Origin of the sequence: Burkholderia sp. BCC0044, assembly GCF_902832955.1 — a bacterium.
GTDB lineage: Bacteria > Pseudomonadota > Gammaproteobacteria > Burkholderiales > Burkholderiaceae > Burkholderia.
Genome location: NZ_CADFDO010000001.1, coordinates 85,174 through 98,548, shown reverse-complemented (window position 1 = coordinate 98,548; position 13,375 = coordinate 85,174). Strand labels below are relative to the sequence as shown.

Annotated in this window: 7 protein-coding genes and 1 pseudogene; 4 read left to right on the top strand and 4 right to left on the bottom strand. The window is 66.3% G+C overall.

The window, feature by feature from the left end; translation table 11 throughout:
* From lpdA to HWX14_RS36835, 4 genes and pseudogenes are all read right to left on the bottom strand, one after another.
* Entirely contained in the window at positions 1-1,773 is a 1,773-nt protein-coding gene (lpdA, locus tag HWX14_RS00365; protein WP_175881108.1) for a dihydrolipoyl dehydrogenase, read from the bottom strand.
* A gap of 284 nt (positions 1,774-2,057) precedes the next feature.
* Complete coding sequence (gene aceF, locus HWX14_RS00360; RefSeq protein WP_175881107.1) at positions 2,058-3,710, bottom strand: dihydrolipoyllysine-residue acetyltransferase; 1,653 nt, start codon at positions 3,708-3,710, stop codon at positions 2,058-2,060.
* Between the two features lie 68 nt (positions 3,711-3,778).
* Positions 3,779-6,475 (bottom strand): pyruvate dehydrogenase (acetyl-transferring), homodimeric type, encoded by a 2,697-nt coding sequence (gene aceE / locus HWX14_RS00355; protein WP_175881106.1) that lies wholly within the window; start codon positions 6,473-6,475, stop codon positions 3,779-3,781.
* Positions 6,476-6,611: 136 nt separating this feature from the next.
* A pseudogene (locus HWX14_RS36835) lies at positions 6,612-6,829 on the bottom strand (hypothetical protein); the annotation flags it as partial.
* Here HWX14_RS36835 and fixL point away from each other — a divergent pair.
* From fixL to HWX14_RS00335, 4 genes are all read left to right on the top strand, one after another.
* On the top strand, positions 6,749-9,265 hold the full coding sequence (fixL, locus tag HWX14_RS00350; protein WP_175881105.1) for an oxygen sensor histidine kinase FixL: 2,517 nt from the start codon (positions 6,749-6,751) through the stop codon (positions 9,263-9,265). The pseudogene HWX14_RS36835 and the gene fixL sit on opposite strands and share 81 nt — an antisense overlap.
* Positions 9,262-9,789, top strand: a complete 528-nt coding sequence (locus HWX14_RS00345; RefSeq protein WP_175881104.1) for a LuxR C-terminal-related transcriptional regulator — start codon at positions 9,262-9,264, stop codon at positions 9,787-9,789. The genes fixL and HWX14_RS00345 overlap by 4 nt, the downstream gene beginning before the upstream one ends.
* Positions 9,790-10,040: 251 nt before the next feature.
* Entirely contained in the window at positions 10,041-10,901 is an 861-nt protein-coding gene (gene folD, locus HWX14_RS00340) for a bifunctional methylenetetrahydrofolate dehydrogenase/methenyltetrahydrofolate cyclohydrolase FolD (protein ID WP_175881103.1), read from the top strand.
* Positions 10,902-11,240: 339 nt separating this feature from the next.
* On the top strand, positions 11,241-13,328 hold the full coding sequence (locus tag HWX14_RS00335) for a M3 family metallopeptidase (protein WP_175881102.1): 2,088 nt from the start codon (positions 11,241-11,243) through the stop codon (positions 13,326-13,328).
* Positions 13,329-13,375: the final 47 nt, after the last annotated feature.

Sequence of the window (13,375 nt, the reverse complement as noted above, 5' to 3'; positions counted from 1 at the left end):
TTACTTCTTGCGTTGCGGCGGCAGGTCCGTACAGACGCCTTCGTACAGCTCGGCGGCCATGCCGACCGATTCGCCGAGCGTCGGGTGCGGATGGATCGTCTTGCCGATGTCTTCCGCGTCCGCGCCCATCTCGACCGCGAGACACACTTCGCTGATCAGGTCGCCCGCGTTCAGGCCGACGATCGCACCGCCGATCACGCGATGGGTTTCCTCGTCGAAGATCAGCTTCGTGAAGCCTTCGTCGCGGCCGTTCGCGATCGCGCGGCCCGAAGCGGCCCACGGGAACACGGCCTTGCCGTACTTGATGCCTTCGGCCTTGCACTGGTCTTCGGTCTTGCCGGCCCACGCCACTTCCGGATCGGTGTACGCCACCGACGGGATCTGCAGCGCGTCGAAGTACGCCTTCTCGCCGTGCGCGGCTTCCGCGGCGACGTGGCCTTCGTGCACGGCCTTGTGCGCGAGCATCGGCTGGCCGACGACGTCGCCGATCGCGAAGATGTGCGGCACGTTCGTGCGCATCTGCTTGTCGACGTCGATGAAGCCGCGATCCGTGACCGCGACGCCGGCCTTGTCGGCACCGATCTTCTTGCCGTTCGGGCTGCGGCCCACCGCGACGAGCACGAGGTCGTAGCGCTGCGCTTCCGCCGGCGCCTTTTCGCCCTCGAACTTCACGTAGATGCCGTCTTCCTTCGCTTCCGCGCCGACCGTCTTGGTCTTCAGCATCACGTTGCCGAAGCGCTTCGCGTTGTACTTTTCCCAGACCTTCACGAGATCGCGGTCGGCGCCCATCATCAGGCCGTCCATCATTTCGACGACGTCGATCTCGGCGCCGAGCGTCGAGTAGACCGTCGCCATTTCGAGGCCGATGATGCCGCCGCCGATCACGAGCATGCGCTTGGGCAACTGGCGCAGTTCGAGCGCGCCCGTCGAATCGACGACGCGCGGGTCTTCCGGCATGAACGGCAGCTTCACGGCCTGCGAGCCCGCGGCGATGATCGCCTGCTTGAACTTGACGACCTTCTTGCCGTTTTCGCCCTGCACTTCCATGTGGAACGGATCGACGAACGCGCCGACGCCGGTGACCACTTCGACCTTGCGCGCCTTCGCCATGCCGGCGAGGCCCGTCGTCAGTTTCTTGACGACGCCGCCCTTGAAGTCGCGCAGCTTGTCGAGATCGACTTCCGGCTTGCCGAACGTGATGCCGTGCGACGCGAGCGCCGCGGCTTCCTCGACGACGAGCGACGTATGCAGCAACGCCTTCGACGGGATGCAACCGACGTTCAGGCAGACGCCGCCGAGCGTCGAATAGCGTTCGACGAGTACGGTCTTCATGCCGAGGTCGGCGGCGCGGAACGCGGCCGAGTAGCCGCCGGGGCCGGCGCCGAGCACGAGCATGTCGCATTCGATGTCGGCGGCGCCGCTGTAGCTGCCGGCTTGCGGCGCGGGCGCCGGCGCGGCTGCGGCCGGAGCGGGTGCGGCTGCTGCGGGCTTCGGCGCTTCGGGGGCTTTCGCGGGCGCGGGTGCGGCTGCGCCTGCCGAGGCTTCGACGATGGCGATGACGGTGCCTTGCGAGACTTTCTCGCCGGCTTTGACCTTGACTTCCTTGACGGTGCCGGCGATGTCGCTGGGCACTTCCATGGAGGCTTTATCGGATTCGAGCGTGATGAGCGTTTGCTCTTTTTCGATCACGTCGCCGGGTTTGACGTTGACTTCGATGACATCGACGCCGCTGAAATCGCCGATATCCGGAACCTTGACTTCGATGAGACTCATGACTGTCCCCTTCTTGATTGACTGCAGACAGAGGGGGAGGACCCCGCGAGAGAACCCAACAACGGCTACGGCCTGACAAAAGCACGCGAGCCTGGGCAGGACCACCTTTGCCGTCCGCCCAAGGACGCGCCTTTCTTTTGGTTACTTTTCTTTGGAAGACAAAGAAAAGTGACCGCCGCCCCGCGCAGGGGCGACGCTAATAGACCGTTAGCGAAACAGGTTCAACGAAAAGACGTGGATAACCAAAAACAAACCCACGCCCCCGCGAGCCACTCCCACGCTCATCAAAGAATGATGCGACGGAAATCCCCGAGCAACGCTCCGAGATACGCATTGAACCGCGCGGCTTCCGCGCCATCGATGACACGATGGTCATACGACAGCGACAGCGGCAGCATGAGCCGCGGCACGAACTGCTTGCCGTCCCACACCGGCTTCATCTGGCCGCGCGACAACCCGAGGATCGCCACTTCCGGCGCGTTGATGATCGGCGTGAAGTTCGTCCCGCCGATCCCGCCGAGCGACGAGATCGAGAAGCAGCCGCCCTGCATCTGGTCCGGCTTCAGCTTGCCTTCGCGCGCGGCCTTCGACAGGTCGCTCATTTCCTTCGCGATGTCGACGAGGCCCTTCTTGTCCGCATCGCGGATCACCGGCACGACGAGGCCGTTCGGCGTATCGGCCGCGAAACCGACGTGGAAGTACTGCTTGAACACGAGGTTGTCGCCGTCGAGGCTCGCGTTGAAGGTCGGGAATTTCTTCAGCGCGGCGACGACCGCCTTGATCACGAACGCGAGCATCGTGAACTTCACGCCCGCCTTTTCGTGTTCCTTGTTCAGTTGCACGCGCAGCGCTTCGAGCTCGGTGATGTCCGCTTCGTCGTTGTTCGTGACGTGCGGGATCATCACCCAGTTGCGATGCAGGTTCGCGCCCGAAATCTTCTTGATGCGCGACAGCGGCTTCGCCTCGAACGGGCCGAACTTCGAGAAGTCGACCTTCGGCCAGGGCAGCAGGTTCAGCTCGCCGCCGCCTGCCGGCGCGGCTGCCGCGGCCGGCGCCGCGCGCTGGCCCGTCATCACGCCCTTCACGAAACCGGTGACGTCTTCCTTCGTGATGCGGCCCTTCGGACCCGAACCCTGCACGCGTGCGACATCGACGCCGAGTTCGCGCGCAAACTTGCGGACCGACGGCGATGCGTGGCTCGCGCGGTATTCACCCGACGGTGCGGCAGCCGGCGCGGCGGCAGCCGGTGCCGGCGCAGCCTTCGCGGGCGCCGGTGCAGCGGCGGGCGCCGGGGCAGCCGCGGCCGGCGCCGGTGCGCTCGCCTGCGGTGCGGCGGCAGCCGGTGCGCCTGCGGCTTCGAGCAGCACGATCAGCGTGCCTTCCGACACCGAATCGCCCACCTTGACCTTGATGTCCTTCACGACGCCGGCGGCCGGGCTCGGCACGTCCATCGTCGCCTTGTCCGATTCGAGCGTGACGAGCGACTGTTCCTTCTCGACCGTGTCGCCGACCTTCACGCCGATCTCGATCACCGGCACGTCCTTGTAGTCGCCGATGTCGGGCACCTTCACTTCGAGCGTGCCGCCGGAGGCGGCCGGCGCGGCAGCGGGCGCTGCGGCGGCCGGTGCCGGCGCTGCTGCCGGGGCCGAAGCCGGTGCCGCGGCCGGCGCGGCCGCGCCGTTCGCCTGCGCGCCTGCGCCGCCTTCGAGCAGGATGATCAGCGAGCCTTCCGACACGGAATCGCCGACCTTGACCTTGATTTCCTTCACGACACCGCCGACCGGGCTCGGGACGTCCATCGTCGCCTTGTCCGACTCGAGCGTGACGAGCGACTGCTCGGGCTCGACCGTATCGCCCACCTTCACGCCGATCTCGATGACCGGCACGTCCTTGTAATCGCCGATATCCGGCACCTTCACTTCGATCGCTTGACTCATCTGTTTCTGTCTCCATGGCCGCGCGCGCTCCTCGCGGGAGCGACGCGCGGCATCACACGGCGTGTGCGTTAAACGGTCATCGGGTTGGGCTTGGACGGATCGAGGTTGTACTTGGCGATCGCGTCCGCGACCACCTTGCGCTCGATCGTGCCTTCGTCGGCCAGCGCGTTGAGCGCGGCGACGGTGACCCAGTGACGGTCGACTTCGAAGAAGTGACGCAGCTTCTCGCGGGTGTCCGAACGACCGAAGCCGTCGGTACCCAGCACGACGAAGCGGCGATCGATCTGGCCGCGGATCTGGTCGACCAGCGCACGGACGTAGTCGGTCGACGCGATGACCGGGCCCTGCGTGTCCTTCAGGCACTTCTGCACGTGCGACAGGCGACGCTCCTCGGTCGGATGGAGCAGGTTCCAGCGCTCGACTTGGTGACCTTCGCGCGCGAGTTCGGTGAAGCTCGGCACGCTCCACAGGTCGGCGGCGACGCCCCAGTCGTTCTTCAGCAGCTCGGCGGCGGCGATCACTTCGTTGAAGATCGTGCCCGCGCCGAGCAACTGCACGCGCGGCGCCTTCTTGTCGGCGTCGGCCTTCTTGAACGCATACATGCCCTTGATGATGTCGGCCGCCACGTGCTCGCCCTGCGGAATCGCCGGGTGCTCGTAGTTCTCGTTCATCACCGTGATGTAGTAGTACACGTCTTCCTGGTCCTGCACCATGCGGCGCAGGCCGTCCTGGATGATCACCGCGAGTTCATAGCCGAACGTCGGGTCGTAGCTCACGCAGTTCGGCACCGATGCCGCCCACAGCAGCGAGTGACCGTCTTCGTGCTGCAGGCCCTCGCCGTTCAGCGTCGTACGGCCCGCGGTGCCGCCCAGCAGGAAGCCGCGCGAACGCATGTCGCCCGCGGCCCAGGCGAGATCGCCGATCCGCTGGAAGCCGAACATCGAATAGAAGATGTAGAACGGCACCATGATCTCGCCGTGCGTCGAATACGACGTCGCCGCCGCGATCCAGTCGCACATGCCGCCTGCTTCGTTGATGCCTTCCTGCAGGATCTGGCCGGTCTGCGATTCCTTGTAGAACATCAGCTGGTCGGAATCTTCCGGCACGTACTTCTGGCCTTCCTGGTTCCAGATACCGATCTGGCGGAACAGGCCTTCCATGCCGAACGTACGCGATTCGTCCGGGACGATCGGCACGACGCGCTTGCCGAGCGCCTTGTCCTTCAGCAGGATGTTCAGGATCCGCACGAACGCCATCGTCGTCGAGATCTCGCGGCCTTCGCCCGTGCCCTTCAAGAGCGGCTCGAACGCGTCGAGCGCCGGCACCGGCAGCGACGTCGCCTTCTCGCGGCGGTGCGGCAGGTAGCCGCCGAGGTCCATGCGCTTCTGGCGCATGTATTCGAGTTCCTTCGAGCCTTCCTCGAACTTCAGGTACGGCACGTCGGCGATCTGCTCGTCGGTGATCGGCAGGCGGAACTGGTCACGGAACTTCTTCAGTTGCTCGACCGGCAGCTTCTTCTGCTGGTGCGTGATGTTCATCGCCTGGCCCGACTCGCCCATCCCGTAGCCCTTGATGGTCTTCGCGAGGATGACGGTCGGCGCGCCCTTCGTGTTCGTGGCTTCGTGGAACGCCGCGTAGATCTTGTGCGGATCGTGACCGCCGCGGTTCAGCGCCCAGATGTCGTCGTCCGACCAGTCGGCGACGAGCGCCTTCAGTTCAGGCGAGTTGAAGAAGTGTTCGCGAACGTACGCGCCCGACTCCGACTTGTACGTCTGGTATTCGCCGTCGACGCATTCCATCATGCGGCGCATCAGCGCGCCCGACTTGTCGCGCGCGAACAGCGCATCCCAGCGGCTGCCCCAGATGACCTTGATCACGTTCCAGCCGGCGCCGCGGAATTCCGATTCGAGTTCCTGGATGATCTTGCCGTTGCCGCGCACCGGGCCGTCCAGACGCTGCAGGTTGCAGTTGATCACGAATACCAGGTTGTCGAGCTTCTCGCGGCTCGCCATGCCGATCGCGCCGAGCGATTCCGGCTCGTCCGTCTCGCCGTCGCCGAGGAACGCCCACACCTTGCGGCCTTCCGTCTTCGCGATGCCGCGCGACTCCAGGTACTTCATGAAGCGCGCCTGGTAGATCGCCATGATCGGGCCGAGGCCCATCGACACGGTCGGGAACTGCCAGAAGTCCGGCATCAGCCACGGGTGCGGGTACGACGAGATGCCCTTGCCGTCGACTTCCTGGCGGAAGTTGTCGAGCTGCTCTTCCTTCAGGCGACCGAGCAGGAACGCGCGCGAGTACACGCCCGGCGACGAGTGGCCCTGCACGAACACGAGATCGCCGCCGTGCTGGTCGGACGCGGCGTGCCAGAAGTGGTTGTAGCCGACGTCATAGAGCGTCGCGGCCGATGCGAACGACGCGATGTGGCCGCCGACGTTCGTGTCCTTGCCTGCGCGCAGCACCATCGCCAGCGCGTTCCAGCGCGTGTACGAACGGATGCGGTGCTCGATGTCCTGGTCGCCCGGAATCTTCGCCTGGGCTTCGAGCGGAATCGTGTTGATGTACGGGGTATTGGCGGAGAACGGCAGGTGCTCGCCGTGCATGCGCGCGAATTCGATCTGCTTTTCGATCAGGTAATGCGCACGGCCGGTGCCCACGGAGGAGATCACGCCATCGAGCGACTCCAGCCACTCGACGGTTTCTTGCGGGTCGTCGTCACGTTCGGCGGCGACATATTTCATCACTTCGTTCGGTACAGCGGACATTCTCGTCTCCTGGGTCCTGGAATGTGAGGATCGCTCTCATGCAGACGACGCGACGCGACCGGCTGCGGGCAAGCTCCGACGGATTGTAATGAGCGTGGACGGCCCCGCGCAACACAATTTTCGAATTGTGAGATCTTTTCTCGTAATGCGGAATATTGCTGCGCTGCACCCATATTTCGGGGCTCCGCGGCCCGTCTCGTCGGAACAAAACCGTTTCCGTTCAACATATCCGGTACCGGTTTTCCATGTATTGCGCTGCGCTACAATCCTGCCATGTTGACCGATCGGCTTTTCGCACGCTCGGCGCGACCGCCGGGCCCGCCGGCGGAGTCGCAGCCGTCCCGTTGGCACCACGGACCGTGGTGGTCCAACTCCTATTTGCTGACGCCGCTGCTGTCGATCCTGGTGTTCCTCGTGGTGATGAGCCTGATCCTGTGGAGCCTGAACCGGCGCGAACAGCAGCAGCAGGAAGACACCCTCTTTCGCAACGTCGCGTGGGCCCAGCAGCAGATCCGCCTGTCGATGACGGGCGCGCAGGAACAGTTGCAGGCGCTGTCGCGCGACCTCGCGTCCGGCCGCCTCGACCAGAACGCGTTCCAGATGGCCGTCGCGGACGTGATGCAGACGCATCCGGAAATCCTCTACCTGAACTGGTACACGGCGCCGGGCGTGCAGCGCTGGCCGGCCGTGCATCCGCCGCTGCTCGGCCAGCGGCTCGCGAAGCCCGGCGACGCGCAGCTGCAGGACGCCGTGCGCGGCGCGTACGACGAGGCGCGCAGCACGCGCCGCCAGGCCTATTCTCCGCTGATCTACGACGACTTCGGCAACGGCTTCATCACGCTGCAGACGCCCGTGATGCGCGGCGACCGCGAATATCTCGGCTCGATCGCCGCGGTGTTCTCCGTCGAAGGGATCCTGAAGCACGACATCCCGCAGGAACTGTCGTCGAAGTACAAGATCTCGATCACCGACTCGAACAATCGCGAACTGTCGTCCACGTCGACGCGCCCGCGCCTGCCGCGCGATTCCCACTACGACCTGCCGCTCGACCCGCCCGGCCAGGGGCTGACGGTGCGCGTGTATGCGTTCCCGCAGCTCACGAACCTGACCAACAACACGCTCGTGTGGCTCGTCGCCGGGCTGTCGTGCTTCGTGCTGTGGAGCCTCTGGAGCCTGTGGAAGCACACGCGCCAGCGCTTCGAGGCGCAGCAGGCGCTGTACGCGGAAGCGTTCTTCCGCCGCGCGATGGAGAACTCGGTGCTGATCGGCATGCGCGTGCTCGACATGCACGGCCGCATCACGCACGTGAACCCCGCGTTCTGCCGGATGACCGGCTGGGACGAGACCGACCTCGTCGGCAAGGTCGCGCCGTTCCCGTACTGGCCGCGCGACGCGTACCCGGAAATGCAGCGCCAGCTCGACATGACGCTGCGCGGCAAGGCGCCGAGTTCGGGCTTCGAGCTGCGCGTGCGGCGCAAGAACGGCACGTTGTTCCATGCACGCCTGTACGTGTCGCCGCTGATCGACAGTTCGGGCCGCCAGACCGGCTGGATGTCGTCGATGACCGACATCACCGAGCCGAAGCGCGCGCGGGAAGAGCTCGCGGCCGCGCACGAACGCTTCACGACGGTGCTCGAAAGCCTCGACGCCGCGGTGTCGGTGCTCGCCGCCGACGAAGCCGAGCTGCTGTTCGCGAACCGCTACTACCGCCACCTGTTCGGCATTCGCCCGGACGGCCACCTGGAGCTGTCGGGCGGCGGCTTCGACCGCGCACAGGCGTCGTCCGACTCGATCGACATGGTCGACGCGTTCGCGGGCCTGCCGGCCGCGGCGCTGACGAGCAGCACGGCCGACGCGCAGGAGGTGTACGTCGAGAGCATCCAGAAGTGGTTCGAGGTGCGCCGCCAGTACATCCAGTGGGTGGACGGCCACCTCGCGCAGATGCAGATCGCGACCGACATCACGACCCGCAAGAAGGCGCAGGAACTCGCGCACCAGCAGGAAGAAAAGCTGCAGTTCACGAGCCGATTGATGACGATGGGTGAAATGGCGTCGTCGATTGCTCACGAATTGAATCAGCCGCTCGCCGCGATCAACAACTACTGCTCGGGCACGCTCGCGCTCGTGAAGAGCGGCCGCGGCACGCCGGAGACGCTGCAGCCGGCGCTGGAGAAGACCGCGCAGCAGGCGCTGCGCGCGGGGATGATCGTCAAGCGGATCCGCGAATTCGTGAAGCGCAGCGAGCCGAAACGCCAACCGGCGCGGGTCGCGGACATCGTCGCCGACGCGGTCGGGCTCGCCGAAATCGAGGCCAGGAAGCGCAGGATCCGGATCGTCACGGAAATCCTCGCAAGAATGCCTATTATTTATGTCGACCCCGTGCTGATCGAGCAGGTGCTCGTGAACCTGATGAAGAACGCAGCCGAGGCGATGGCCGACGTGAAGCCGGCGTCGGTGGACGGCGTGATCCGCGTCGTCGCCGACCTCGATGCGGGCTTCGTCGACATCCGTGTGATCGACCAGGGCCCGGGCGTCGACGAAGCGACCGCCGAGCGCCTGTTCGAACCGTTTTACAGCACCAAGTCCGACGGCATGGGCATGGGGCTGAACATCTGCCGTTCGATCATCGAATCGCATCGGGGGCGTCTGTGGGTGGTCAACAACGTCGAGCCGGATGGCCGCATTTCCGGCGCGACGTTCCACTGCAGCCTGCCCATTGGGGAACCCGCTGATCTCGGCCAAGGGGGGCGCGAGGCATCGGCATCACATACCGTTACGGGAGAACTATGAATAGCCCTGTCACCACCACTCAGGAAACCGTCTTTGTCGTCGACGACGACGAGGCCGTACGGGACTCGCTGCGCTGGCTGCTGGAGGCGAACGGCTATCGCGTGCAATGCTTCTCGAGCGCCGAGCAGTTCCTCGATGCGTACCAGCCGGCGCAGCAGACCGGCCACGGCGACGTGCCGATGGCCGTGTCGACGATGAAAAAGGGAGCGATGGACTTTATCGAGAAACCGTTCGACGAAGCCGAGCTGCGCAAGCTCGTCGAGCGGATGCTCGACAAGGCCCGAAGCGAGAGCAAGAGCGTCCAGGAGCAGCGCGCCGCGAGCGAACGCCTGTCGAAGCTGACCGCGCGCGAGCAGCAGGTGCTCGAGCGGATCATCGCGGGCCGCCTGAACAAGCAGATCGCCGACGACCTCGGCATCAGCATCAAGACGGTCGAGGCGCACCGCGCGAACATCATGGAAAAGCTCAACGTCAACACGGTGGCCGACCTGCTGCGCCTCGCGCTGTCGAAGAAGCAGGCCTGAGCGGGTTCTCCGGCCGCGGCGGCGCGGCCCGCCCCGGCCGTCCGGCCCGCCACCGGTATTTGCCGCCCCGCGCGATGCGGCCCACTCGCGCGGCGGCGGCCGTTCCTCCCGGCGCACGCACGCCGCGGCCATGACGCTTTCCGTTGATTCGCTGTCGGACGACAGCAGGCGACCGGTATAATTACGTGCTTTGCTACGGCGCTTCGCGTGTCGTACGCCCGCATTCCAACTTCCCGGCAGGACCCACCACCATGACAGCCCTCCTCATCGACGGCAACGCCCTTTCGAAGACCTTGCGCGCCCAGGCCGCCGAACGCGCCGCCGCGCTGACCGCACGCGGCCACCAGCCTGGTCTCGCGGTGATCCTCGTCGGCGCGAACCCGGCGAGCGAAGTCTACGTGCGCAACAAGATCAAGGCGTGCGAGGACAACGGTTTCTTCTCGCTGAAGGAGGCGTACCCGGCCACGCTGTCGGAAGCCGACCTGCTCGCACGCATCGACGCGCTGAACCGTGACCCGAAGATCCACGGGATCCTCGTCCAGCTGCCGCTGCCCGCGCATATCGACAGCCACAAGGTGATCGAGGCGATCGCGCCGGAGAAGGACGTCGACGGCTTTCACGTCGCGAACGCGGGCGCGCTGATGACCGGCAAGCCGCTGTTCCGCCCGTGCACGCCGTACGGCGTGATGAAGATGTTCGAAGCGCACGGCATCGCGCTGCAGGGCGCGAACGCGGTCGTGATCGGCCGCTCGAACATCGTCGGCAAGCCGATGGCGATGATGCTGCTCGACGCCGGCGCGACCGTGACGATCTGCCACAGCAAGACGCGCGACCTCGCCGCACATACGCGCGAGGCCGACATCGTGGTCGCCGCGGTCGGCAAGCGCAACATCCTGACCGCCGACATGGTGAAGCCGGGCGCGACGGTGATCGACGTCGGCATGAACCGCGACGACGCGGGCAAGCTGTGCGGCGACGTCGATTTCGCGGGCGTGAAGGAAGTCGCCGGCTACATCACGCCGGTGCCGGGCGGCGTCGGCCCGATGACGATCACGATGCTGCTGATCAACACGATCGAATCCGCCGAGCGCGCGGCTGCCGCCGCAGCCTGACGCGCCATCCGCTCAGCCGGCGCGCGGTGCCGTGCGCCGGCGCCTCGCCAGCCGCATCGCACGGCTGCATCGCGCCGGCCGGCACGCCCGACGCGCGTCGCCGGTCACCCGCATGCCGGTCGCCCGCGCCGGTCGCCGGATGCCCGTCGCGCCTCGCCGGCCGCCGGATGCCCGTCGCGCCTCGCCGGCCGCCCCCATCCGACCCCGCGTCAATCGCGTCATTAGAAACTAACGATTGGAAAGCGCACGATGCGCCCCAATAATGTCGGTATCGGGCGCCGCTTCATCGCGCCTCACCCTTTTCACCCCGGTTCATCCGGCAACAGACAGGGAGTCTCAATGTCCGCCAGCGCCAACACCAACCCGCTCCTCGACTTCTCCGGCCTGCCCCGTTTCGGCGAGATCCGCCCGGAACACGTGACGCCCGCGCTCGACACGCTGCTCGATGCCGCCAGCCGCGCAGTCGAAGCGGCGAGCGCGAGCGACACGCCGTCGACCTGGGCCGCCGTCGTCGAGACGGTCGAGCAGGCCACGGAGCCGCTCGGCCGCGCCTGGGGCATCGTCGGCCACCTGAATGCGGTCGCCGACACGCCCGAACTGCGCGCCGCCTACGGTGAAAACCTGCCGCGCGTGACCGAGTTCTGGTCGAGTGTCGGCCAGAATCTCGCGCTGTACGAAAAGTACAAGGCGATCGCCGCGAGCGCCGAATACGCGACGCTGTCCGCCGAGCGCAAGAAGATCCTCGACAACGCGCTGCGCGACTTCCGCCTGTCGGGCGCCGAGTTGCCCGAGGACCAGAAGCCGCGCTTCGCCGAACTGCAGGAACAGCAAGCCGCGCTGTCGAAGGCGTTCTCCGATCACGTGCTCGACGCGACCAACGCGTACGCGTACTTCGTCACCGACGAAGCCGAGCTGGCCGGCCTGCCCGGCGACGCGATCGAGGCCGCCCGCGAAGCCGCGCAGAAGGACGACAAGGCAGGCTGGAAATTCACGCTGCATTTCCCGTCGTACTTCCCGGTGCTGCAGTACGCGGACAACCGCGCGCTGCGCGAGACGCTCTACCGCGCCTATGCGACGCGCGCGTCGGAACTCGGGCCGCAGTACGGCGACGGCAAGGCCGAATGGGACAACACGGCGATCGTCGTCGACGCGCTGAAGCTGCGCCGCGAAGAGGCGCAGATGCTCGGCTACCGCAACTTCGCCGAAGTATCGCTCGCGCCGAAGATGGCCGAATCGCCGCAGCAGGTGATCGCGTTCCTCGAGGATCTCGCGACGCGCGCCCGCCCGCATGCGGACAAGGACTGGGACGAGCTGCGCACGTTCGCCGCGAAGGAGCTCGGCCTCGCCGAACTCGCGCCGTGGGACGTCGCGTACGCGGCCGAGAAGCTGCGCCAGCAGCGCTATGCGTTCTCGGAAAACGAGGTCAAGCAGTACTTCCCGGAACCGGCCGCGCTGAAGGGCCTGTTCACCGTCACCGAAACGCTGTTCGGCGTGAAGATCAAGCCGGACGACGCGCCGGTGTGGCACAAGGACGTGCGCTTCTTCCGCGTCGAGAACCGCGACGGCTCGCTCGTCGCGCAGTTCTATCTCGACCTGTACGCACGCGAAGGCAAGCGCGGCGGCGCATGGATGGACGACGCGCGTTCGCGCGCGAAGCGCGGCAGCGACGTGCAGACGCCCGTCGCGTACCTGACCTGCAACTTCTCCGCGCCGGTCGGCGGCAAGCCCGCGTGCTTCACGCACGACGAGGTCATCACGCTGTTCCATGAATTCGGCCACGGGCTGCATCACATGCTCACGCGCGTCGACGAGCTCGGCGTGTCGGGCATCAACGGCGTCGAATGGGACGCGGTCGAGTTGCCGTCGCAGTTCATGGAGAATTTCTGCTGGGAATGGGACGTGCTGTCGTCGATGTCGTCGCACGTCGATACGGGCGCCGCGCTGCCGCGCGAGCTGTTCGACAAGATGATCGCCGCGAAGAATTTCCAGAGCGGGCTCGGCACGCTGCGCCAGATCGTGTTCTCGATGTTCGACATGCTGCTGCACGTCGACTTCGACCCGGCCGGCGCCACCGGCGTGACCGCGTTCGCACGCGAGATCAACGAGCGCTATCACGTGATCCCGCAGGCGCCGTTCTCGCGCTGGCCGAACACGTTCAGCCATATCTTCGCGGGCGGCTACGCGGCGGGCTACTACAGCTACAAGTGGGCCGAGGTGCTGTCGGCCGACGCGTACGCGGCGTTCGAGGAAGCGGCCGCCGCCAGCGGCAGCGTGCTCGACGCGGCAACCGGCACGCGCTATCGCCGCGAAATCCTCGAGGTCGGCGGCAGCCGTCCGGCGATGGAGTCGTTCAAGGCGTTCCGCGGCCGCGAGCCGCAGATCGACGCACTGCTGCGCCACAACGGGATGGCCACGTCCGCGCACTGAGCGCGCCACCCGGCCCTTCCGGCTGTTCAGGCAGCATCGACAGGCAC

Coding starts and splice junctions, on each gene's coding strand:
- lpdA (WP_175881108.1), bottom strand. CDS start 1,773: ATGAGTCTCATCGAAGTCAAGGTTCCGGATATCGGCGATTTCAGCGGC.
- aceF (WP_175881107.1), bottom strand. CDS start 3,710: ATGAGTCAAGCGATCGAAGTGAAGGTGCCGGATATCGGCGATTACAAG.
- aceE (WP_175881106.1), bottom strand. CDS start 6,475: ATGTCCGCTGTACCGAACGAAGTGATGAAATATGTCGCCGCCGAACGT.
- fixL (WP_175881105.1), top strand. CDS start 6,749: ATGTTGACCGATCGGCTTTTCGCACGCTCGGCGCGACCGCCGGGCCCG.
- HWX14_RS00345 (WP_175881104.1), top strand. CDS start 9,262: ATGAATAGCCCTGTCACCACCACTCAGGAAACCGTCTTTGTCGTCGAC.
- folD (WP_175881103.1), top strand. CDS start 10,041: ATGACAGCCCTCCTCATCGACGGCAACGCCCTTTCGAAGACCTTGCGC.
- HWX14_RS00335 (WP_175881102.1), top strand. CDS start 11,241: ATGTCCGCCAGCGCCAACACCAACCCGCTCCTCGACTTCTCCGGCCTG.